This window comes from Stenotrophomonas sp. (genome assembly GCF_032103445.1).
Lineage (GTDB): Bacteria > Pseudomonadota > Gammaproteobacteria > Xanthomonadales > Xanthomonadaceae > Stenotrophomonas.
This window is the reverse complement of record NZ_DAMDFR010000006.1, coordinates 62,487-84,479: the sequence shown is the minus strand read 5'-3', so window position 1 is coordinate 84,479 and position 21,993 is coordinate 62,487. Positions and strand designations below refer to the sequence as shown.

Below are 21,993 nucleotides of genomic sequence, written 5' to 3'. Positions count from 1 at the left end.
CCGCTGCAGCTCAGCTCTTGATGAACGCAAGCAGATCCGCATTGACGACGTCCGCATGGGTCATGCACATCCCATGCGGATAGCCAGGGTAGATCTTCAGCTTCGCGTTCTTCAGGAGTTTGGCCGACAGCGGTGCGGAGTTTCCGATCGGGACAACCTGGTCGTCGTCGCCGTGCATCACGAAGGCCGGCACGGTCACGGACTTCAGGTCATCGGTGAAGTCCGTTTCCGAAAATGCCTTGATTCCATCGTAGTGCGCCTTGGCACCGCCGGCCATGCCCTGGCGCCACCAGTTCTGCACCACCCCGGGGATTGTCTTCGCACCCGGGCGGTTGAAACCGTAGAAGGGCCCGGCCGGAAGATCCACGTAGTACTGTGCACGGTTGGCGGCCAGGGCACTGCGGAACCCATCGAACACTTCCATTGGCAGTCCGCCCGGGTAAGCGGCGCTCTTGAGCATGGTGGGAGGAACCGCGCCGATCAGGACCAGCTTGGCGACTCGTCCCAGACGCTGTCCGTGGCGTGCCACGTAATGCAGGGCTTCGCCGCCGCCCGTGGAATGCCCTACGTGGACCGCATTGCGCAGATCCAGGTGTTCCACCACCGCGAGCGTATCGTCGGCGTAATGGTCCATGTCATGGCCCTCACTTACCTGCGACGAGCGCCCATGCCCGCGGCGGTCGTGGGCGATGACCCGATAGCCATGGCTGATGAAGAACAGCATCTGGGTATCCCATTCGTCACTGCTCAGCGGCCAGCCGTGATGGAACACGATGGGCTGGCCGAAGCGCGGGCCCCAGTCCTTGTAGAAAATTTCCACACCGTCTTTCGTGGTGACACTTGACATGACATCGTCTCCAATCGTGGGGGAGGGAGCGCCGGGGGAGGCAGCAGAGAAGAGCGGCAGTGCGCCCACCATCATCAAGGTCGCAATGCCAGCACCGAGCGCCATCACGTCGCGGCGCCCGGGATTGGCGAGTTCGGCATCATCAACATCGCTCATGGCGTAGACCCTGCTTGTGGTGACAGGGCGACTATCCGTCGGCAGATGCAGCGGAAATAGAAATTGTTTGCGCGACCTTCAGCGTGAAACGCGACCGCCGCGTGGCGAATGACCGGTAGCCCGTCGATACGCCGCACCAAACGCGCTTTCAGAGCTGTACCCCAGTGCTTCAGCTACTTCAGCAACGGTACTGCCGGGCTCGGCAAGCCGACGCGTTGCAAGCGCCATGCGCCAGTGCAGGACATAGTCCATGGGCGAGCGCCCGACCACATCATGAAACCGGCGTGCGAAGCGTGATCGGGACAAGCTGGCGACGTCCGCCAGATCAGCTACTGTCCACGATCTGCCCGGCTCACGATGGATGGCCTGCAAGGCGGACCCCAGGCGGGGATCGGCCAACGCCGCCAACCAGCCACCTGTCTGGACATCGGGAAGCCCGCGAAAGAGTTCGATGAACACCAATTGCATGAGCGCCGAAGACACCGCTGCGCGCCCGGGTGATACCTGGTTGGATTCCTCTTCAAGACGATCCAACAGCCAGCGGATGCGCTGGGCCGCTTGGCTGTCCGATCGCAGAACCGCGACGACCGGCAGTGCCGAGATCAACAATTCGGCGGCAGCGGGAAGCTCCATTCGCCCACCCAGGCTCCGGAAGTCATCGCCCGCACCACCATCGAGTCTGGCGAACGGGGAAGAACCAGACCCTGCGAACACCTGCTCGGCCGGAATCGTCGGTAGCGACAGATCTGAGCCCAGAACAAACGCGTGACCGGGCGCAACAAGGAAGCAATCTCCCGCCTCAAGCAGCCACTGCGCGCCGCCTGCATCCAGCCAGCATTGTCCGGTTCGTATTACATTGCACTTCAGCACTTGCGCAGGTGACACGTTCAAGGCCCAGGCCCCGCGCGCCTCCAATCCGGTGGACACCGCTGCCCGAGCTTCGGAAACAAACAGCACCTGCGACAGGGGATCCTCAGGCGTGCGCATGAGACGTTCGCGACATGAAATGAGACGATCCAGTATGGGGTGGGGGAGGGTTCATTGACATCCTGTGTGCTTCAACCAGGAGCCTCCCATGAACAACCACAGCACGCAACAACACCCCCTGGGCACACGCTTCGGTGCTGCAAGTCGCGCCGAAGAAGTCGCCGAAGGTATCGACTGTTCCGGCACCCTTGCCATCATCACCGGTGGTGCCTCCGGACTGGGATTGGAGACGGCACGGGTTCTTGCTTCGAAGGGCGCTCATGTCATTGTGCCCGCGCGCGATGAAGGCGCCGCGGCCAAGGTGCTCGCTGAGGTGCCGTCGGCGCAGGTGATGCCGCTGGACCTGATGGACAACGCATCCATTGACGCCTTTGCCGCCGCCATTCTTGCGCGGCGCGAACCACTTCACCTTCTGGTGCTCAGCGCAGGCATCATGGCACCACCGCTGTTCCGTGACGTAAAGGGGCACGAAGGACAGTTTGCAACCAACCATCTCGGTCACTTCCGTCTTGTCTGCAGGCTCTGGCCCGCGCTGGTCGCCGCGCGCGGCGCTCGTGTGGTGGTGCTTTCGTCTCGCGGCCACATGTTGAGTGACATTGATTTCGATGACATTGACTACCACCATCGCCCCTACGACCGCATGCAGGCCTATGGTCAGTCCAAGACCGCAAACAGCCTGTTTGCCGTGGCGCTGGATGCCCGTGGCCGCCAAGACGGCGTGCGTGCCTTTGCCGTGCACCCGGGGTCCATTCTGGGAAATCTCGCCAAGCATTTCACCCGGGAGGATATCCGTGCCTTCGGTGCCATCCACCCGGATGGATCGGCGGTCGTCGACCCGCAGCGCGATCTCAAGAACGTGCAACAGGGCGCAGCGACGACGGTCTGGTGCGCTACCGCGCCCGAGCTGGACGGGCAGGGTGGCGTTTACTGCGAAGACTGCGACATCGCTGTGGTCGAGCCGGAGCTGTTGCGGGGCGTCCGGCCCTACGCGATCGATCCTGCCAGGGCTGAACGGCTTTGGGTGCTGAGCGCTCGCTGGGAGGGCGTTGACATCCCCGGTAAGTAAGCTCGGTGTCTGGCCCCGCCGCCCAAATGGCGGGGTCGTCAACCCTCCGAACGAGACGCCTGCAGTAGCGCCATCGGGGGATTCGCAATCGGTGCGGCACCACCATTCTGATCAGGCAGTCCATCGTGACCCCTGTCCAACGCCTGGGAATGGCCCATGTCTAGCACTTTGGAACACAGTCACCGCACGCCGGCAGCGGCGCCGGCCATGGCAATACGCACCGCCCCTGGACTTAGAACCGGGGCGCTGGCCCGGGCGCAGCACTACATCGACGACCACCTCTTTGTACCACTGCGCCTCGACGATGTAGCCAATGCGGCGTGCGTAAGTCGATACCACTTCTCACGCTGCTTCACGATGTCGATGGGCATGACCTTCGTGGAGTACGTGGCGCGTCGGCGTATTGATGCCGCCCGTTCCGCTTTGGAGCGGGATCCTGCGGTCCAACTCGCGGGTCTCGCTACTGAACTGGGCTTCTGCGACCAGGCCCACTTCAACAAGGTCTTCCGTCGCATTTCTGGAACGACGCCGCGCAGGTACGCGCTCAGGCTGTCGCGCGTTTCCCCCTGTGGCACAGCGTCCGCCTGTGCCCACCCTTGAGGATAATAAGATGAATAGAAAGCGAGTTGTCGTCATTGGCGGCACCGGCCTGATTGGATCCAGAGTGGTTCGCAACCTGCAGGCAGCAGGTCACGAGCCAGTGGTTGCGGCCCTTGAGACAGGCGTCAACATCTTTACCGGTGAGGGACTATCGGCCGTGATGCGCGGTGCCGACGCCGTGGTGGACGTATCCAATGCGCCTTCGTTCGAGCCGAAGGCCGTGTGGGAGTTCTTTGAGACCTCAGGAAAGAACATCGCACGCGCGGAAGCGCAGGCAGGCGTCAGGCATCACGTGTTGCTTTCGATCGTGGGCTCGGACCGGATGCCGGAGAATGGCTACTTCAACGCCAAGGGCGTGCAGGAAGGCGTCGCGATGCGCGGTGGCATCCCGCTCAGCATCGTGAGGTCGACACAGTTCTTTGAGTTTCTGGGTGCCATCGCAGATGGAAGTACCGTTGACGGCGTTGTTCGTCTTTCTGGCGGCATGTTCCAGCCTATCGCCGCTGACGAGGTGGCCTCAGCGCTGGCCGATGTGGTCGTTGGAAGCCCGATCCACGGCACCGTGGAGATTGCCGGCCCCGAGCGGCAGCCCTTCGACGTGTACATCCGCCGCTATCTGCAGGCGGCCGGGGACCCACGTCCGGTAGAGCGCGACCCCAATGCACGCTACTTCGGCGGGACGGTGCTCGTCGATTCGCTGGTTCCGCTTGCGCAGGCGCGCCTGGGTGAACTGAATCTGGAAGCTTGGCTCAATCGCCGCCTGGCGGCCTGAACTCGATCAGTGATGTCATGAAAACTCTTTTGAACCTCCTCCTGGCGGGGCTCCTTTCCGCATTGTTCTCCGCATCGGTGGCAGCGCAGGAATACAGGGGAACCAAAGTCACCCAGGTCTACGAACACGAAGTGCCGGGCCTGCCGGACAAGGTCGTGCGCGGCATCCTGGTGGAGTACGAGCCTGGCGGGGTCAATGCGCCCCATTACCACGCAAAGTCCGCATTGATCTACGCCACCGTCCTGGAGGGCGCGGTTGTGAATCAACTCAACGGTGGGCCGCTGCGTACCTTCACCAAGGGCCAGAACTTCACCGAGCTCCCCGGCGATCGCCACGACGTCAGCGCCAACGCCAGCAAGACCGAGCCGGCCAGCCTGCTGGCGGTCTTCGTCGTGGACAAGACCGACACCTTACTCACCACCCCCATTCACCACGGACACTGACATGAATACCGAATGGATTGCACCCAATCGCAACCTGGGCAAGGCAGAAGACGCCGTGATACTGCTCGCGCGCCTGCTGCTGGCCGCCTTGTTCCTGCTGTTCGGCTGGAACAAGCTGATGGATCTTTCGGGCACCACCGCCTATATGGATCAGCTGGGTGTCCCGGCCAGCGAACTGGCCGCCATGGCGGCCGCTGCGATCGAGCTCGGCGCAGGCGCAGCACTCGTGGTTGGCCTGTGGACCCGGCCCGTTGCATGCCTGCTGGCCATCTATGCTGTGGTGGCCGGGTTCATCGGTCACCCGTACTGGGCAACCGAAGGCGCACAGCAGTACGCTGATACCGTCAACTTCTACAAGAACCTGTGCATCGCCGGCGGAAGCCTGCTTCTGCTCGCCACCGGCCCCGGCCGCTATTCACTGGATGCCATGCGCCGGTCCAGTTAACGCCGGTCACAGGTCGATGATGCCGCGCCGTGCCGCAATCGTGACGGCATGAGTGCGGTCGGCCACGCCCAGCTTGGCAAAGATGCTCTTCAGATGTCCCTTGACGGTTGCCTCGGTCAGATTCAGCTCGGACCCAATCTGCTTGTTGGCTTTTCCATTGGCGACCAGCCTCAGAATCGCGACCTCCCGATCGGTCAGCATGCCGTCACCCACATGCAGCGCGATCTCATCGGCGACCTCACGGTGCACATGGCGCTTGCCTCGGGACACATTCAGCACCGCATCCGCCAGTTCCGTACGCAGGCCGCTCTTGAGCAGATAGCCCATCGCGCCTGCCTTGAGCGCGGCCACGGCTGAAGCATCGCCCTGGTAGGTGGTCAGTACAATGATGCGGGCATCGGGAAACTCCGCACGGATGGACGTGATGCCTTCCAGTCCATTGCTTCCCGGCATCTGAAGATCCATCAGCACCACATCCGGCTTCAGTGCCCGGAACTGGAGAAGGGCGTCATGGCCGTTGTCGGCCTCACCGACAATCGTGATATCGGTGCGGTCCTCAAACAGGGCACTCACGCCAGCCCGCAATACCGGGTGGTCATCCACCACCAGCACGCGCACGTTGTTTTCAGTCATTGGTTGCTCTCCCAAACATTCGTTTCCACCAGGTGACCTTTCGTTCATGCCGTTCGCCATAGGCCAGCTTCCCGGGCAGCAGCAGCGTCAGTTCGACCCCATCTCCCCGCACACTGATGATGTTGAGGGTGCCGCCAATCCGCTCCGCGCGTTCCCGCATGCCGACCATTCCAAAGTGACCGGCTTTCCGGCCCTGCTCAAGCACATCCTCGGGAATGCCAACGCCATCGTCGCGCACCCTGACCGCCAGATGGCGGGACGCATAGTCGACGGCGATCTCCACTTCACTGGCCTGGGCGTGATGCGCGATGTTCAGCAGGCCCTCTTTGACGATCTTGGCGATCTCCTCAGCCACCAGCGGATGCAGCCGGCGCGGCTGACCTTCAATCAGGATGCGAACCGATACCGGCGGGGAAAACGCCGTGTCAGCCGCGATGCGTTTGAGCGTAGCAAGCAGGTCCTCGCCTTCGTCTGCGCCCCTAAGGTCGTGGACGCTGTTTCGCGCTTCGGTCACAACCGCGTCTGCCGCCACCAGCGCGGAATCCAGCTTTCGGGCGACCGGCGTTTCCTTGGGCATCGTATTGGCAACCGCCTGGAAGCGCAGCACAAGGCCCATCACCCCCTGCAGCAGCGTGTCATGAAGCTCGCGCGCAATGCGTTCCCGCTCGGCGTTGCGTTCCTCAAGCAGGGTCCGGATCTGATTCGAGGTTCGCCTGAGATGCAGGCGATGTAGTGCGAACAGAACAAGAAGCGTCGCCGCAAGGCACAGCAACGGAAACCAGCCGGTCTGGAAGAACGTCTTGGGAATCTCGAAGTCCAAGGAAGCAGGGGCGGGGCTCCAGACGCCATCGCTGTTGGCGGCCATGACCTCAAAGCGGTACCTGCCCGGTGTCAGGTTGGTATAGAACGCCTGGCGCCGCTGGCCAGGATGTACCCAGTCCTGATCGAATCCCTTCAGGCGATACTTCACCTGGGCACGCTGCGGATCGGAAAAGGTCAGCACCGCGTAGTCAATCTCGAGCTTGGTCGTGGCGGCGGGGAGCTGAATGCTGACGGGATCGCGATGCACGTTCGTGCCATCCCTCAAGGCGGCGATCAAAACCCCCGGGGCAACGTCGCTCTTCCCCAACGAGGAAGGATCCAGCCATAACGTGCCGGTCTGGGTCGCAATCCACAGACGGCCATCTCCTCCCATCACCAGGGCGCGCTGTGAATGCGAATGGGCGCGGCTTGCCAGCCCGTCGCCGCGGCCAAGCGAAAACCGGGGTGGCTCGAGCTTCCCTTTCGCAAATGCCTGCTCCAGCTCCTCCCTGGACACCCTCGCCAGCATGCGCGGGTAGGTCAGCCACAGGTCTCCACCGGGCGTCTGGACCAGGCCATTGATCCGGCTGGCAGGTGTGATGTCGGGGGCCCAGGCCGTGACACCCCCCTTATCATCCAGGCGCGTCAGCCCAAAAGCCCCTGCCGCGTACAGATGGCCCTCCGACGCCTGCAGCGTCACCACTTTCGGCGGGCTGCCGCCAAAGCGCAGCGGTGTCGTTGACATGCGACCTGCTTCATACCGCATCAGTCGTTCGCCTGACTGAAATGCAATGCCGCCGCTGGGGGTGGACGTCAGCGTCGTAGGGTAGGTCGCGGCATCGCCGTCAGCATCGAACACCTTCTGCCACTGTCCTTTGCGCAGCACATGCACGCCACCGCCAGCGGACGACATCCAGAAGCCGCTCTCGGCGTCGAAGGCGCAGTCATAGGCGATGTTGTGGCGGGCTTCCAGATCAGGACGTTGCAGCCGCCGCAGCGGAGTCCGTTCTGACCAGACAAGCACCTCGTTGCGCAGCACGACCCAGACGCTTCCCTGTGCAGATTCGCAAATCGCCTCAGGCTCGATGATGTTCTCGATGATGCGCTCGGGAACCCCCTGCGCAGGTACGCGGAAAACGGTGTTCGCCTGTCCGATGTACACGGTCCCGTCGTGGCCTGCTAGCAACTTGTCCCCGAAGCGGGCAGGGGAGGCCAACGATGGCTCGCGGACGAAGGCCGCCTCTCTCAGACGATCCAGTCCGCCTTCCGTGCCAATCCAGAGATTGCCTTCGCGGTCCTCGAAGATGACGTGAACGATGTCGGAAGACAAACCCTCCTGGGTAGTGAAAGCCTCGGCGGGGGCCTGCAACTGGGACGCGCTGTTCACTGCTTGATAGCGGCGCACGCCCTGATAGCGCGTGACCACCCACAGGTTGCCCTTGCGGTCGAACACCGGCATGCCGCGAACATCCAGCTCGTCCGTGGGGTAGTGCGGGGAAGAGGCAGCAACCGCGCCGCGGCCGGGGTTTGACGGCAACGCATAGGTACCCGTGCGGTCCGACGCCCATATGTTGCCTTGCGAATCCCGCGAAAGGCGGGTGGGCAGCCCGGCGTTCAGAACATGGAATCGTTCCTCACCGGGCCGCAACCAGGCAGCCCCTTCGCTGGCGGATACCCACAGCGTGCCGTCGCCTGCCACCAGCACCTGTGACGCATTGCTTTCGGGCAGGCCATCGCGCGCGTCGAACACCCGGGTTGTGCCATCCTTCAGGCGAAGAACCTGCGCGTTGTAGTTGGCCGTCAATGCCCAGATGGTGCCGTCATCGCCCTCGGCCATGCTGACCACCCGGTCTGGGGCGGGGGGACCCTCCATCAGACGAAGTGTGCCGTTGCGGTAGACGCCAAGCCGGTGCGAGCTCTCAAAGCTGACCCAGATGTCGCCGGACCGGGTCGCCAGCAGGGCGCTGGGCGCGTCGTTCTTCAGGGGCGTCTCGGCGTCGATCCGCTCGAACCGGATGCCGTCAAAGCGGTACAAACCATCGCCCGTTGCCAGCCAGATGAAACCGTCCCGCCCCTGCACGATCGACACCACCGGAACCGGCGCGTCATTGCCCTCCAGCCAACGCTGATGCACATAGCCGCTCAAGCCGGATGCCTGGCCCGCGTGGGCACAGGCAGATACCAGCAGAAACAAGCTGAGTGTCAGGCGGAAAGGGAGCCACATCGTGCGGATCATACCCCCCGTTCAGATAGGCTGGCACCCTTCTTTCGAGTCTTGCCGCCCCTGCCTTTCGGGCTATCGTGGCGCATGACTGGATACGTTTACAGATTCCCCGGCGGCACCGCAGGCGTCGGCCTGGTATTCCTGCGCCTGGCAGGCGCTTTTTCACTCATCAGCACGATACTGGCGATGCAGTTGTCAGGTGCGGCCGCGCTGCTGGTGTGCATGCTTGCATCCGTGACTGCATTCGCACTGCTGGTCGGCCTGGTCACCACTGTCGCAGCGCTTGTTGCGTGCGGGCTTGCACTCCTTTCGCTGTTGCGGGTGCCACTGGCGGAGGTCTGGGCGGTACACCTGTGTGTGTTCATCGCCCTTGCCTTATTGGGGCCGGGCGCGCTTTCGCTGGATGCCCGGCTGCATGGCAGGCGCGTGGTGCACCTGCAGGCGCGGGCACCTGATGACGAGTGACAGGTCTGCCTGAAACTGCGTGTGCAGGATCAGTCCGACTCGACGTGCAGCGCCTCCACACTGTTGAGCTCTGGGCCGCCCCCCCGGTTTGCACTGCCCGCCGCGACCACCACGGATTCACCGTGACGCCCAGCCTGGAATCCGTGGCGACCTTGTTTCAGTGACGGCAGGGTGGTCCAGGCACCGGACGCGGGGTCGAGTGCTTCCACTTCGTCGTGCGCCTCGGTCTGGCTGCCGCTTTCGCCCCCCAGCACCAGCACCTTGCCGGCGGCCGCCACCGCCGACGTGCCGGCGCGCGGAGTCGGAATGGGCGAGGGCAGGGTGCGCCAGGTGTTGCTGGCAATGTCGTAGACATCCACCGGCTTCACCGTTCTGGAGAAGGACTCGCCGGTATTGTGCGAGGATTCGCGGCCTGCGGCTGCATAGACGCGACCGTTGACCACCACTGCGTGGAAGTGGTCCCGCGCATGCGGTGCGTCGGCAAGCACCTTCCATTCTCCTGTGGCGATGTTGAAGGCGTCGGCCCAGCGGACATAGCCGTTGTTGTGGCCCTTGGCGTTGCCGCCGACCACGTAGGCGGTGTCCCCGTTGAGCGCCACCCCCGCGGCACCACGGCGGCGTGCTTCGGGAATCTCCGCGCCCTGGGTCCAGCGATTTGTGCCCGGGTCATAGACCAGTACGTTTGGTAGCGGTGTTTCGTCCGGGAACCCGCCAGTAAAGCCTGTGATGATCAGCAGCTTGCCGGCATGGGCAATCGCTTGAGCGTGGTGAACCTCAAGCGGCGGTGCCGCCAGCGTGCGCCATGTGCGCATCTTCAAGTCCAGCGCCTGCAGGGCACGGTCGCCACGACCACCCATCACGTAAAGGTGGTCGCCGATGACGACCCCCGAACTTTCGTGTCGTCCCTGGGCGCTGCCGGTGGTTTGCAGCGTCTGCCAACCGGAAACAGATGTCTCGGAATTGCTTGCGGATGCGGTGCCTACCGCTGCGCTGAGTACCAGGCCGATAGCAATCGCACGACAGGAAAGGCGCGGGCTCCGGAACAAGTGATAGGTACGACGCGTCATGCTCAAGTCTCCTGCAGATCGGGCTGGCTACCCGCATCATCGCCTATAGCGACACAATGTGTCGTCATTGGCAGTTAACACTCCTCCTGCCGGCCAGCGCCCAGAACCTGTGATAACGTCGGTAACTATTCCGGCTCCCGTAATACAAGACGATCAGGGTACATCCATGCGCAGACTCCCCGTGCAGATGGCAGCAGTGACCAGTTTGGCGTTGGGTGCCTGCGCTGCCAACGGGGGCGCGGCACCCGCAACGACACAGATCCAGGAGAGTGCGCCCATGGCAAACGCGCGATACACCTACCCGGAGACGCCCGTCCTGACGAGCGGAGAACTGGCCCCGGAAGGCGATCCCGCCAAGGCGGCAACGATGAACTACAAGCAGCCAACCTGGCCTTTGCGCTTTGAGGAACACGGATTCAGTGCCCGCTGCTACGACACGCAGAGCTGCAAAGTTGTCTACGCGGAGGTCCATCACGGCGACCCGAAGCCTTCACCGCCTGCTTCCACTTATGGATTGGGCTATCTGGACAAGTGGACCAGTGGCCATGGAGGAATACGTAACTTCCCGCCGCCGGCCAAGGTGACCTGGACCTCAAAGGACGGTAGCGAGCATGACGCAGAGATTGATATCGGCACGCTGTTCGAGGATCAGCTGATTCGGCACTTTGTGCCAAAGGAAGAGCTAAAAGACGTGCCCAACGGAAAGATTCCGGTTAATCCGGACATCCTTCTGGAGGTCAACGACCGGACCATCCGCGTGTACATGAGGGCCTACGTGCCCACTAAACACCTGCAGATTCCAGGCAACCCACATAGCGCACGGCGCGACGATCTGGTGCTGGTCAAGACCTACACGTACTGAGCAAAGGGAGCGTTGCCATGGGAAATGTTGGCGCAGGCAGCGGCAGTCGTCCGGCCACCGCAGATGATTTGAACAGGGAACTAGAGCTGCATCGGCAGCTTGGCGCGCTTGCCGTCCCGATCCTGCAGCGCCGCGACGACCCGCATCAACACCTGTTCTTTGCTTTTCTGGATGGAACCGGCCAGGATCTGAACAACCCAAAGCTGGGCGATCCCACCACGATTGGCTTGGCTTTCCAACAGGCAGAACGTCTCGAGCGCGATCCCGGGAACCGCCTTGGCGCTCACTACTCCAAGGGTATCGGTACACAATCCGATGCGATAGGGCGCGCAATAGACGGGGCCTTCGCACACTCATACCGCGATGGGATCGAGAAGGCATACCTCGCGCTGGCGAACAGAAGCGCAGTCTGGATGAGGGACGATCCGCAGGCTGAAATCAGCGTGGTCGGTGCCGGTTACAGCCGAGGCGCGGTTCAGACGCCAGGCCTGCTGCGCCTGGTGGACAAATATGGCATCGCGAATCCAGACAGCCTTGCGTTCGGATCTGACAGAGACGGAAACATCACCGTTGTTTCAGAACTGCCTCCGTTGGTCGCACCAGGAAAGGTGGCGCAGGCAGCACTGCTGCTCGACCCCGTCGCCACCCACATGCCAGCGAACTACGACGCCCGCCTGCCACCCAGCGTCATTTCCCGCGTCTCCATTCTCGCTGCCGATGAGCGGCGCGAACTGTTCCCGCATCAGACCATCAACGATCCTGGCATCACGGCAGATCGCCTAGCCATCAACGCGACGGCACCGGGCGGCCACTCCAACGTGGGCGGTGGCAACAAGGAGCCCGGGCTGGAGATTCTTACCGGCAACGCGGCCTTCGACTACCTCAATCAGCTGAGCGACCGCCCGCTGTTCGAGAAGCGCCCCGTGCCCACGGATCTTTCGTCGGTCACCGTGTATCAGGCCGGCGGTGCCACCGCCGTGTTCGGATTGAAGCTGGATAACGATGGCCAGCGCAACCTCCGCGACGAGCTGGCCAGCTGCAAAATTGTCGACCCCTGTCGAGATTCCGAGCCGGTCGATCAGAAGCTGGCGTCGCAATTCGAGTACCGTTCCATTCCGGTCGATGCAATCGAGCGGGCACAACTGCAGGCACTGGTCCAGCAGGCCCTGCAGCGCGATATGGCCAGGACTGCGCCGCCACGTCCCAGTCCGGACTCGCCCGAGCATCCCAGCCATTCGTCGCTTCTACGCATCCGAGAAGGGGTTCAGATCGCCGAACGTAGCGGGCAGATCAGTTTTGCCAGCGACACCGAACGTGAGCAGTTCAGCCGCTCCGCCTTGGCCAGCATGAAGGACAGCCGCGACATATCTTGGGTAGACGCCGTGGTTGTCGGCACCAAGGGCTATGCGTTCCTGGTCGAGAACGGCAGCAACGCGCACGATCAGCGCCGGGTACCGTTTGATATCGAGCAGGCCAAACACATGCCGCTGGCCATTTCCGACCAGATACTGGAGAGAGCAGGGCAGGATGCCAACCTGCAGCAGGACCAGCAGCGGCAGCAGGGACAGGCTCGAGACGCGATAGAACCCGCAATGGGTGGCATGGCGCGTTAGCTGCGGGCCGAGGCGGGCCAACAACGCAGGTGGCTGTGCCTCTGCTGGTCGCCCTGGGCGGGAGCCTGATGGCCCTATCTTTGTGGCGATGCTACCGCGCCGTACCGTAGAGCCGGGCTTGCCCGGCTGGCAGGTGATGCATCGCCTTCAGCCGGGCAAGCCCGGCTCTACGAATCACATGCTTCACGGCATATCGTTCCGGTATTGAATGGGAATCTTCACAACGCTGCATTGAAGATCTTTTCGGCCTTCTCAATCGCTGCCTGATGCGTCGCCTTCCTATCAGCTCGCCCCTCACACAACGGGCCCGCTCGCTCGCGCCCCAGCTCCGTACATTCGGACAAAAAGTCGTAATGCCCCACAGCAGGCAGCAACTGCAGGCGAGCCTTGGAATTTTCAGCCGCGATTACCTTGCTGTTCGTAGCAGGTGAGGCGACCGTATCGGCTTCGCCCACCAGCACATGCACCGGCACATCCAGCTTCGCCAATTCAGCAGGATCAAACGCCTGCACAATCGCCGGTGCCATCAGGAACACCGCACGCACGTTCGGAATGCGTCGGTCTTCCCCTGACTTGGCCACCCAAGGCACCATCTGCGGTGCAGCCGCCAACGCCATCCGCCGTTCAAAGGTGAACTCAGGATTCTCAAGCTGCGGCGCGCAGACGCCATCCTTCGGATTCGCATCGCAGAAGGCCACCAGCCGCGCCATGTCCGGCCGAGCACCGGCCGCCACCAGCGCGGTGTAGCCGCCGGCGGAATAACCCACCAGTCCCAGCCGCGTGGCATCGACATGCGCGGCGAGCCTGGAATGGGCCTGCACAGCGGTCCAGGCAACGGCCAGATCATCAGCCCGGTTCCACATCAGAATGCTGCCAGCAGCGGTCATCGCATCCATGCCGTTGTTTCCAGGATGATCCACCGCCACCACCACATAACCCGCACGGGCCAAGGCGGTACCAAACCAGCCCATCATGCGCGCAGTGCCGCCGTTACCGTGCGACAACAGCAGCACCGGCCAGCGCCCCGCTGCAACCGGCGCATCCGCAGCCGAAGATCCAACCTCAAACAGCGGATTCCCCGGCGGCCCGATCGTGATCGCCGCTTCCTTCGCTCCAGCCTGTGCCGGGTACCACACCGTGTAGCGCACCTGGTCACTGCGCTCCGCATCACGAATCGCAGCACTAGGCGTATGCGCCACACCATGAACCTCACCCACCACGTGCCCGCTGGATGCCATGGAACCCGTAGAGCCGGGCTCTGCCCGGCTGCTCTTCGCGACACCAATCGGCCCAACCAAGCAACCCAACACCGCAAAAAAAGCCGCAATCATCCGCACAGAATCTCTCCCAGAAGTCAGCCCATCTCACCCAACGGCAACCAGATCTCCACCCCACCTTTCCCGCTGCGGTCATCAAACCGCGCGTCATACCGCTCGAAGTCCGGCGCATCCGCCAGGGTCAACCCAGACCCGGGGAGGAAATCATTCAACAACCAGAACCACGTCTCCCGAATGGCAGAAATATGCCCGGCATGCCAAGCCACCAGATACTCGCCACCCGGAACGGTCACCGCCCCCCAGGCCGCAGGCACCGCCGCGCTGGCCCCGATCTCCATCCCGGCAATGTAATCAAACGCCCCCTCAGCATCCCGGTTGCAGCACACCCCATACGCAATGTCCCGCCCGAGCTCCCGGGTCAACGCCAACTGCTGCCACTGCGAGGGAATCGAAGCCACCGTGGCAGCCGTATGCCGCGCGCACACGCCCGCCACCCGGAATCCCGCCACCCGTCGGCGCACGGGCTCAAGCTCACAAGGCAGGGCAGGGGCATCCAACCGGATCGCCTCCACCAGCCCCAGCCCGGCCAGCCCCTCGCGCCGCACCTGCTCAGGCGCACGCTTGAACTGCTCGGTAAAGGCATGGGTAAAGGCGGCATGCGAGGCGTAGCCCGCCCCCAACGCCACGTCCAGAATGGCCGTACCGCCACTCGCCAGGGTGCGGGCCGCCTCGGTCAGCCGACGCCCCCGCAGGTATCGCGCCATCGACGTGCCGGTACTGACCTGGAACAGCCGGGACAGATGAAACGGCGAAAGCTCAACCGCGGCCGCAATCTGGGCCAGCGAGGGATTCTCGGCAAAGTGGCTCTCGATATACCAAAGGGCCTTGCGCGCCGCACCCATGACGCCTGCTCCGTGTCGTTGACTGATCACAAGCGTAGCGCAGGGGCAGAGAGGGCGTTTGCGGAATCTTGCTGCGTCTTCACCCGGCCCGGACAGCCAACTTCCTAGTGTTCAACCAGCCATCCACTTCGAGGATCCGTCCATGGGCCTGAGTCTTCTGTTCGCTGCCGTAGGTGCGCCCGGGTCCTTCTGGGACTCGCCCAGCAACGTTGCTGCGGTGATCTGGCTGGGCTTTGGCATCGCCGCCATCGCATTGGCGTTTGGCCTGGCCAAGGTATTCCACCGCTTCAACGGGGTGGCGTGGCTGGTGCTCGGCGCAGGCGCACTGATCAGCCTGTACGGCCTGTGGCTGATGCTGGCCTGATTCATTGATTCATATCTCACGCGCATGACTGATATCCAGCTGATGCGCTGTTTCTATTAGTCGCCACGGGATAGTTTTGGGTCCAACTCTGGACCCAGGAAACTGCCCGATGAGGTACGCTTTGAAGGCTGCTGCGCTGGCGACCGCGCTCGGCCTTGCCGCCGGCAGTGCATCTGCCGCCGACTACCGGCTCAACTCCTTCACCCTGGCCTACGAAGGCGCGCTCACCGAGAACGCGCCGGGCGAGGTCAACATCCAGCCGGTCACCTACGATCTGGATGGTGTCCGCATTGCGGCCAACGTGTACACCCCGGCCAACTACGCAGCAACGAGGAAGTACGCAGCCATCGTGGTCGCCCACCCCAACGGCGGGGTGAAAGAGCAGGTCGCCGGCCTGTACGCGCAGAGACTGGCCGAGCTGGGCTACATCGCCATCGCCGCCGATGCGGCTTACCAGGGCGGCAGCGGCGGTGAGCCGCGCAACGTGGACATGCCCGTGCATCGCATCGAAGACATCCATGGCATGGCGGACTACCTTTCCACCTACCCGGGCGTGGACGCCGAACGCATCGGCCTGCTCGGCATCTGCGGCGGTGGTGGCTACGCCTTGGCGGCCGCCCAGACCGACAAGCGCTTCAAGGCCGTGGCCACGCTGAGCATGTTCAATTCCGGCCGCGTGCGCCGCAACGGCTATCAGGACACCCAGCTGGACACGATCCAGCAGCGCCTGCAGCGGGCATCGGCCGCACGCGCACAGCAGGCCGCCGGCGGCGAGGTGCTGTACTCCGGCGACGCCAACCTCAGCGACGAACAGATCGCCAAGCTGCCGTTCGATCTGTACCGGCAGGGCTACGAGTACTACTGGAAGACCCATGCCCATCCCGGGTCCACGTTCCGTTACACCACCAGCAGCCTGCTGGACCTGATGCGCTTCGATGCCACCGAGCAGATGGCACTGATCAACCAGCCGCTGCTGATGATCGCCGGCAGCAAGGCCGACAGCCTGTACATGACCGTGGCCGCCTACGCCGCCGCCGCCGGCACCACGGACAAGGAAATGGCACTGATTGATGGTGCCACCCACATCGAAACCTATTGGGTGCCGAAATACGTGGACGCCGCCGTGGCCAAACTCACCCCGTTCTACGCAAGGACCCTGCAATGACTGCACGCCGTACCAGATCCGCCAGCAACGCATTGCTGGGCGCCGCGCTGTCCATGGCCGCTCCGTTTGCAGGCGCCGCCGAAACCCCAAGCCAACAGATCACGCGGGCGGGCACGCAGGCGACCACGATCGGACCTGCCGCCAACTTCACCGGCAAGGTACAGGTGGACCCGCTGTTCCCGGCCGATGCCGAGGTGGCAGCCTCATCTGCTTATGTGACCTTCGAGCCCGGCGCGCGTTCGGCCTGGCATACCCACCCGGCAGGCCAGCGGCTGGTGGTGACCTCCGGCGTTGGCCTGACCCAGGAATGGGGCAAGCCGGCACAGCAGATTCAAGCCGGTGACGTGGTGGTCTGCCCGGCGGGCGTAAAGCACTGGCACGGCGCTGCGCCGCACAGCGCCATGACCCACCTCACCGTGACCGGCGTGGCCGACGGCAAGGCGGTGACGTGGATGGAGCAGGTCAGTGAGACCGAGTACACCGAGGCCGCTGCCAGCGTCGAGGCCGATGTGCCCGGCCCTCTGACGGCCAGACAGCAGTCCATTCCGTTGATCGCCGCTGCAGCCGCCACCAGCAACCTGCCTCAATTGAACGCGGCGTTGAATCGCGGGCTGGATAGCGGGCTGACGGTCAGTGAGGCGAAGGAAGTACTGGTGCAGATGTACGCCTACAGCGGCTTCCCGAAAAGCCTCAATGCGCTGACCGAGCTGATGAAAGTGGTCGAAGACCGGAAGGCGAGGGGCGTGGCCACCGACCCCGGTCAGCCGCCCACGGGTGAGGTGCCGGTGGGCGAGGCCCTGCGCCGGGTCGGCACCGCCAACCAGACCCGCATCTCCGGTGCGCCGGTGAAGGGTCCGGTGATGGACTTCGCCGCCATCATCAACCAGTACCTGCAGACCCACCTGTTCGGCGACATCTTCGAACGAGACAACCTGGACTGGCAGAGCCGCGAGCTGGCCACGGTGGGCGCACTCGCGGCCATGCCGGGCGTGGAGTCGCAACTGCGCTCGCACATGGCCGCCAGCCAACGCGTGGGATTGAGTCGCGCGCAGTTGCAGCACGTGGCGCAGTTGCTGGCGAACAGCGGTGATACAGCTGCATCGGCCCGAGCACTGCACGCACTTGAACAGACCCCGCAGATCTCGCTGTGAGACTTACCCCGTGTAACGCAGCGCATCCCGCAGCAGGGTAAACGCCGGCGACGACTGCCGGCGGCTGGGGTAATACAGGTGATAGCCGGGGAAGGGCGCGCACCAGTCCTGCAGCACCTGCACCAATGCGCCCGCCTGCACGTGGGGGCGCACGAGGTCCTCGGGCATGTACGCCAGGCCCAGCCCTTCAAGCGCCGCACCCAGACGCATGGCAATGTTGTTGAACACCAGCTGGCCTTCCACCCGTACCTTCAACTCCTGACCCTTCTTCTCGAACTCCCAGACGTAGATGCCGCCATAGGTGGGCAGGCGAATGGTGATGCAGTTGTGCTGGGTAAGATCGTGCGGCGACTTCGGTTTCGGGTGGCGTTCGAAATAAGCCGGCGAACCGACCACCGCCATGCGCAGCTCCGGGCCCACGCGCACGGCGATCATGTCCTTGGCCACCTGTTCGCCCAGGCGGATGCCGGCGTCATAGCCTTCGGCCACGATGTCGGTGAACCCGTAATCGACAGTGACCTCGATGTGGAGGTCCGGGTACTGAGGCAGCAGCTTGCCCAGTACCGGCTGCATCACGGTAAGCGCCGAGTGCTCGCCGGCGGTGATGCGGATACGCCCGGCCGGCTTGTCACGGAACGCATTGAGCTGGGCCAGCTCGGTGTCGATCTCCTCGAAGCGCGGGGCGATCACGTTCAATAGCTGCTCGCCGGCTTCGGTGGGGGACACGCTGCGGGTAGTGCGGGCGAGCAGGCGCACGCCCAGGCGCTCTTCCAGCTGACGCATGGACCGGCTCAGGGCCGGCTGGGACATGCCCAGCTGGGCGGCGGCGCGGGTAAAACTGCGTTCGCGTGCCACCAGCACGAAGATGGCCAGCTGGTCGTAATTCTCAATGCCCATTGATGCGCCCCGGATATAAACGGTGTCCGATTATGCACCGCGTAGAGCCGGGCTTGCCCGGCTAGCTCCGTGTAGAACCGGGCAAGCCCGGCCAGCGGGGCAAGCCCCGCTCTACGTGGTGCACGCCCAGCGCCTTATGCGCTGGAAGCGACATAGGTGCCTGCCCGGCCACCACGTGTACTGCATGCTGCACCGCGAAACGGAAAACGTGATGTAAGTCCCCATGAATAGCGCTGTTTCGATCCCATTCGGCGGATATGGATTGTTTGCGACAACGCCGCCGTAGCTGTTCCCAGTCGATTGGAGCATTTCGAATTCCGCTATCCTCGCATCTGTCGCATGGTGTGCTCCGGGTGTCAGAACCCGGTAACGGTTTGCATGTTGGACGACTTGTGTCGGGAGGGTGACGAAATACAACACCCTCGCGGAAATACGTCGCACCGTATCCGTTACCACGGTTCTGAACCTCCCGGCTCCCTCGCCATCCTGGCGGGGGAGCAGCACAAGTGGAGAACCATGATGGACAACGACTGGGCCAACCTGACCGACGAGCAGCGGGCCTTCCGCCGGCGCTTCTGGCGCGCACCGAAAAGCGTAATGATCAACGCACTTCACCATGAAGGCATGGAGGAGACCTATCCCGGCTGCCCGAGCGTGCCGTGCATGAAAACGCGCGGGCTGTGGATTCGTGACCTCGGCGTGGAGCCGGGGCGACGGATGTATCTGGGCACCGGGCAGGAGCTGATCCTGCTGGCGGCGAATCCCTCGCCGGAAGCACTGTCGAAGGTGGTGGTGCGGTTTCAGGGAACGGGTGATCGCTGGAAGCTGATCCCGGCCAGCTGACGATACGGCACCGATGAGTGGGGCGGTGGCGCCGCCGCCCCAAAGGAATGCACGAAACGCAATTGCTCTATGCCTGGGTCGCCGTAGTCGCGACCCCGGAGAGCCACGTCCTGCGTGGCTGAAAACCCCGTCGCACGCCTGTTCTCAATGACTTCGCCAAACTCGTGCGAAGGTTGTGGCAGTGATAACAACACCTCATCGCGAAATTGGGTCGGCGTGAGGATTCGCGCACGGCCGATGTGCCCCATCTGCAGAATTCCAGCCCGGTGATCTCCAGTCACGAGGTAATCCGCCTCTCCTTCGAGCGCCATGGCCAAGAGGAAGGCATCATCGGGGTCATCTGTTTCCGCCAGATGGTTCAGTCGATCCAGAACAACTGCCCTACGTAGATGGTTGATCATGGCACCCACCTTGGCAGGTCGGAGGGTAGCCTGAAACTTTGCGTATCGGCTCGCTCTTCGGATCTCATCGAGTTGTATCCGGGACGTGACTACCTCAAAGCGCGAGGCACGCCACGCGCGATAGATCACACCCGGGGAACCTTTGTTCGAAATCAGGGCACTGAAGAGGATATTGCTATCCAGCACAACGCGCATCAGCGCTTACGTGCCCAAGCAAGTGCCTCATCAACAGCATTGGCGACTTCCGCCTCGGTCAAATGCGCGTTGGCGGCTTTGGCTTGTTCCGCGCTCAAATCAAAGATGTATGCGCGAACGGCCTCTTCAATGAAGCGTGAGAGATCGCCTTTCCGGCCGCCGCCCTGGCTAGCCAGGAACATTCGCAGTGATTGGTCAATGTCGGCCGAAACAGCAATGTTCCAACGAACGGTACCCATGGTGACTTCCGGAGCTAGGTGTATGTCTGTGTATACGCCCATGTTTTTTACCCCGCAATGGCGGCTGTCGCTAACGCCTTCATTCCCAGGGCAGGGGTGCGCGTCGGACGCTGAAGCATCGGAAGTTATGGGCGATTATGAGAGAAATCATAATTATGATTTTCTTCATAAAGATCCATAACACCTGTGCCGGGCTGAGCCCGCCTGCAACCAGGAGCTCGTAGAGCCGGGCTTGCCCGGCTGCTTTTCACAATCCCCAGAGACTGCCATACTCACGCGTATGGTCAACACCAGGCGCAACCTCCCATGGCAAAGCAAAGCACCCTGAACCTCTGGACCCGCCTCTCCGGCACAGCCCCCGGCCGCTGGCTGTTCTCCCAGCTCCTGTGCTTCAAAGCCCCTTACTTCCGCTCCATCGCCCCCAGATTCAAAGAACTGGCCCCGGGCCATTGCGTCGTTCACGTCCGCAAGCGCCGCGCCGTGCTCAACCACATCGGTACCGTCCACGCCATCGCCATGTGCAACGCGGCCGAACTGGCGGGTGGGGTGATGACGGAAGTGACCATCCCGGACAGTGTGCGGTGGATTCCGCGCGGCATGACCGTGGAGTACCTGAAGAAGGCCACCACAAGCGTGACGGCAACCGCACGTCCTATGAACCCGGCGTTCGACTGGGCGGTGGCGGGTGAGTATCCGGTTGAGGTTGCCGTTACGGATGCCGGCGGAGAAGCTGTATTCAAGGCCGTCATCGCAATGTGGGTGTCGCCCAAGAAGTAGAGCCGGGCTTGCCCGGCTGCTCTTCGCGGGGTCTCCATGAAAGCAGCCGGGCAAGCCCGGCTCTACAATGGGCCATCATTCGACGTAGAAGCGCCTGTGCAATCACCTGTCAAAGACTCCCTCGACAACGGGATCAACGAGTACTACTCCAAAAACTTCGCCGGCCTGGACCTGTCATCGCAATTCTTAGAGCGCCTTGAATTCGAGGCGTGCAGCTTCGTCAACTGCGACTTCTCGGATGCAACGATCCGCAACTCCCGCTTCCTCGAATGCGATTTCACCGAATGCACGCTCAACAACGTCAAGTTGCCTTCCACCCGTCTCAGAAGCGTTACCTTCGAGCGCTGCAGGCTGGTTGACGTCAACTGGACCACTCTGGAGTGGTCTCGCCTGAGCACTTCCGCCGAACTCACGCTCCGCGATTGCGTGCTGACCGATTCCTCATTCCATGGTTTGGCCATGAACGAAATGGTGATGCAGAGCTGCAAGGCTCACGGCGTGGATTTCAGGGAAGCCAAGTTGCGGAAGGCTGACCTGTCCTTCACAGATTTCACGGACGCCCAGTTCGGCCGCACGGATCTGACCGATGCGGACTTCACCGAAGCCACAGGTTTCGATATTGACGTGCTTAACAATGTGATGACCCGCTCCAAGTTCAGTCGCCACGAAGCGGCACGACTGCTGAGCGGCCTGGACATCGAAGTTGTCGACTAAGCCGAACACCCGTAGAGCCGGGCTTGCCCGGCTGCTCCTCGCGTGCCCATCCTGAAAGCAGCCGGGCAAGCCCGGCTCTACGACAGG

General features: G+C 62.9%; 23 protein-coding genes and 1 pseudogene. 14 read left to right on the top strand and 10 right to left on the bottom strand.

Annotation, left to right across the window (positions count from 1 at the left end):
* Window positions 1–10: 10 nt before the first annotated feature.
* The gene (locus tag RT551_RS04120; RefSeq protein ID WP_313455916.1) at window positions 11–847 is read right to left on the bottom strand and encodes an alpha/beta hydrolase; all 837 of its coding nucleotides are present in this window, start codon (window positions 845–847) and stop codon (window positions 11–13) included.
* A gap of 234 nt (window positions 848–1,081) precedes the next feature.
* Window positions 1,082–1,990: an AraC family transcriptional regulator gene (locus RT551_RS04115; RefSeq protein ID WP_313455875.1), complete on the bottom strand. Its 909-nt coding sequence runs from the start codon at window positions 1,988–1,990 to the stop codon at window positions 1,082–1,084.
* Between the two features lie 88 nt (window positions 1,991–2,078).
* Here RT551_RS04115 and RT551_RS04110 point away from each other — a divergent pair, with 88 nt between their 5' ends.
* The 5 genes from RT551_RS04110 to RT551_RS04090 all read left to right on the top strand — a co-directional run bounded on the left by RT551_RS04110 (window position 2,079) and on the right by RT551_RS04090 (window position 5,316).
* The gene (locus tag RT551_RS04110) at window positions 2,079–3,056 is read left to right on the top strand and encodes an SDR family NAD(P)-dependent oxidoreductase (protein ID WP_313455873.1); all 978 of its coding nucleotides are present in this window, start codon (window positions 2,079–2,081) and stop codon (window positions 3,054–3,056) included.
* A 156-nt stretch (window positions 3,057–3,212) separates the two neighbouring features.
* Window positions 3,213–3,656, top strand: coding sequence for an AraC family transcriptional regulator (locus RT551_RS04105; RefSeq protein ID WP_313455872.1), 444 nt, complete (start codon window positions 3,213–3,215; stop codon window positions 3,654–3,656).
* A gap of 64 nt (window positions 3,657–3,720) precedes the next feature.
* Window positions 3,721–4,428 carry an NmrA family transcriptional regulator gene (locus RT551_RS04100; protein WP_313455870.1) on the top strand — a complete coding sequence of 236 codons (708 nt, stop codon included), beginning with the start codon at window positions 3,721–3,723 and terminating at the stop codon, window positions 4,426–4,428.
* 17 nt (window positions 4,429–4,445) lie between these two features.
* Window positions 4,446–4,871: a cupin domain-containing protein gene (locus RT551_RS04095; RefSeq protein ID WP_313455869.1), complete on the top strand. Its 426-nt coding sequence runs from the start codon at window positions 4,446–4,448 to the stop codon at window positions 4,869–4,871.
* A gap of 1 nt (window position 4,872) precedes the next feature.
* Window positions 4,873–5,316: a DoxX family protein gene (locus RT551_RS04090; RefSeq protein ID WP_313455868.1), complete on the top strand. Its 444-nt coding sequence runs from the start codon at window positions 4,873–4,875 to the stop codon at window positions 5,314–5,316.
* Between the two features lie 6 nt (window positions 5,317–5,322).
* Here the strand turns inward: RT551_RS04090 and RT551_RS04085 are convergent, their stop codons facing one another.
* Window positions 5,323–5,949, bottom strand: coding sequence for a response regulator transcription factor (locus RT551_RS04085; protein ID WP_313455915.1), 627 nt, complete (start codon window positions 5,947–5,949; stop codon window positions 5,323–5,325).
* On the bottom strand, window positions 5,942–8,986 hold the full coding sequence (locus RT551_RS04080; protein WP_313455866.1) for a two-component regulator propeller domain-containing protein: 3,045 nt from the start codon (window positions 8,984–8,986) through the stop codon (window positions 5,942–5,944). Before RT551_RS04080 ends, RT551_RS04085 begins: the two co-directional genes overlap by 8 nt.
* A 72-nt stretch (window positions 8,987–9,058) precedes the next feature.
* Between RT551_RS04080 and RT551_RS04075 the strand changes: the two genes are divergently transcribed.
* The gene (locus RT551_RS04075; RefSeq protein WP_313455864.1) at window positions 9,059–9,439 is read left to right on the top strand and encodes a hypothetical protein; all 381 of its coding nucleotides are present in this window, start codon (window positions 9,059–9,061) and stop codon (window positions 9,437–9,439) included.
* A 29-nt stretch (window positions 9,440–9,468) separates the two neighbouring features.
* Here the strand turns inward: RT551_RS04075 and RT551_RS04070 are convergent, their stop codons facing one another.
* The gene (locus RT551_RS04070) at window positions 9,469–10,506 is read right to left on the bottom strand and encodes a kelch repeat-containing protein (RefSeq protein ID WP_313455862.1); all 1,038 of its coding nucleotides are present in this window, start codon (window positions 10,504–10,506) and stop codon (window positions 9,469–9,471) included.
* Window positions 10,507–10,783: 277 nt separating this feature from the next.
* Here RT551_RS04070 and RT551_RS04065 point away from each other — a divergent pair, with 277 nt between their 5' ends.
* Together RT551_RS04065 and RT551_RS04060 are read left to right on the top strand one after the other, a co-directional pair.
* Complete coding sequence (locus tag RT551_RS04065) at window positions 10,784–11,368, top strand: hypothetical protein (RefSeq protein ID WP_313455860.1); 585 nt, start codon at window positions 10,784–10,786, stop codon at window positions 11,366–11,368.
* A gap of 17 nt (window positions 11,369–11,385) precedes the next feature.
* Window positions 11,386–12,981 (top strand): DUF2235 domain-containing protein, encoded by a 1,596-nt coding sequence (locus tag RT551_RS04060; RefSeq protein ID WP_313455858.1) that lies wholly within the window; start codon window positions 11,386–11,388, stop codon window positions 12,979–12,981.
* A gap of 218 nt (window positions 12,982–13,199) precedes the next feature.
* Here RT551_RS04060 and RT551_RS04055 read toward each other — a convergent pair whose 3' ends face one another.
* Window positions 13,200–14,051: an alpha/beta fold hydrolase gene (locus tag RT551_RS04055; RefSeq protein WP_313455914.1), complete on the bottom strand. Its 852-nt coding sequence runs from the start codon at window positions 14,049–14,051 to the stop codon at window positions 13,200–13,202.
* A 284-nt stretch (window positions 14,052–14,335) separates the two neighbouring features.
* A complete protein-coding gene (locus RT551_RS04050) occupies window positions 14,336–15,160 on the bottom strand; it encodes an AraC family transcriptional regulator (RefSeq protein ID WP_313455856.1) in 825 nt (274 codons plus the stop codon).
* Between the two features lie 142 nt (window positions 15,161–15,302).
* Between RT551_RS04050 and RT551_RS04045 the strand changes: the two genes are divergently transcribed.
* The 3 genes from RT551_RS04045 (at window position 15,303) to RT551_RS04035 (ending at window position 17,840) form a co-directional block, all read left to right on the top strand.
* Window positions 15,303–15,524: a hypothetical protein gene (locus RT551_RS04045; protein WP_282295159.1), complete on the top strand. Its 222-nt coding sequence runs from the start codon at window positions 15,303–15,305 to the stop codon at window positions 15,522–15,524.
* A gap of 109 nt (window positions 15,525–15,633) precedes the next feature.
* Window positions 15,634–16,689 (top strand): alpha/beta hydrolase, encoded by a 1,056-nt coding sequence (locus tag RT551_RS04040; protein WP_313455855.1) that lies wholly within the window; start codon window positions 15,634–15,636, stop codon window positions 16,687–16,689.
* The gene (locus RT551_RS04035) at window positions 16,686–17,840 is read left to right on the top strand and encodes a carboxymuconolactone decarboxylase family protein (protein WP_313455854.1); all 1,155 of its coding nucleotides are present in this window, start codon (window positions 16,686–16,688) and stop codon (window positions 17,838–17,840) included. Before RT551_RS04040 ends, RT551_RS04035 begins: the two co-directional genes overlap by 4 nt.
* Before the next feature lie 3 nt (window positions 17,841–17,843).
* Here the strand turns inward: RT551_RS04035 and RT551_RS04030 are convergent, their stop codons facing one another.
* Window positions 17,844–18,737 carry a LysR family transcriptional regulator gene (locus tag RT551_RS04030; RefSeq protein WP_313455853.1) on the bottom strand — a complete coding sequence of 298 codons (894 nt, stop codon included), beginning with the start codon at window positions 18,735–18,737 and terminating at the stop codon, window positions 17,844–17,846.
* A gap of 519 nt (window positions 18,738–19,256) precedes the next feature.
* Between RT551_RS04030 and RT551_RS04025 the strand changes: the two genes are divergently transcribed.
* The gene (locus RT551_RS04025; RefSeq protein WP_313455852.1) at window positions 19,257–19,580 is read left to right on the top strand and encodes a hypothetical protein; all 324 of its coding nucleotides are present in this window, start codon (window positions 19,257–19,259) and stop codon (window positions 19,578–19,580) included.
* Between the two features lie 188 nt (window positions 19,581–19,768).
* Here the strand turns inward: RT551_RS04025 and RT551_RS04020 are convergent.
* Window positions 19,769–20,176: pseudogene (locus RT551_RS04020) on the bottom strand (putative toxin-antitoxin system toxin component, PIN family); the annotation flags it as partial.
* Complete coding sequence (locus tag RT551_RS04015) at window positions 20,176–20,415, bottom strand: ribbon-helix-helix domain-containing protein (RefSeq protein WP_313455851.1); 240 nt, start codon at window positions 20,413–20,415, stop codon at window positions 20,176–20,178. The pseudogene RT551_RS04020 and the gene RT551_RS04015, both read right to left, overlap by 1 nt.
* A 306-nt stretch (window positions 20,416–20,721) precedes the next feature.
* On the opposite strand from RT551_RS04015, the gene RT551_RS04010 reads away from it, so the two are divergent.
* Both RT551_RS04010 and RT551_RS04005 read left to right on the top strand, forming a co-directional pair.
* The gene (locus tag RT551_RS04010; RefSeq protein WP_313455850.1) at window positions 20,722–21,192 is read left to right on the top strand and encodes a hotdog fold domain-containing protein; all 471 of its coding nucleotides are present in this window, start codon (window positions 20,722–20,724) and stop codon (window positions 21,190–21,192) included.
* Between the two features lie 36 nt (window positions 21,193–21,228).
* Window positions 21,229–21,906 (top strand): pentapeptide repeat-containing protein, encoded by a 678-nt coding sequence (locus RT551_RS04005; RefSeq protein ID WP_313455849.1) that lies wholly within the window; start codon window positions 21,229–21,231, stop codon window positions 21,904–21,906.
* The last annotated feature ends 87 nt before the right edge of the window (window positions 21,907–21,993 follow it).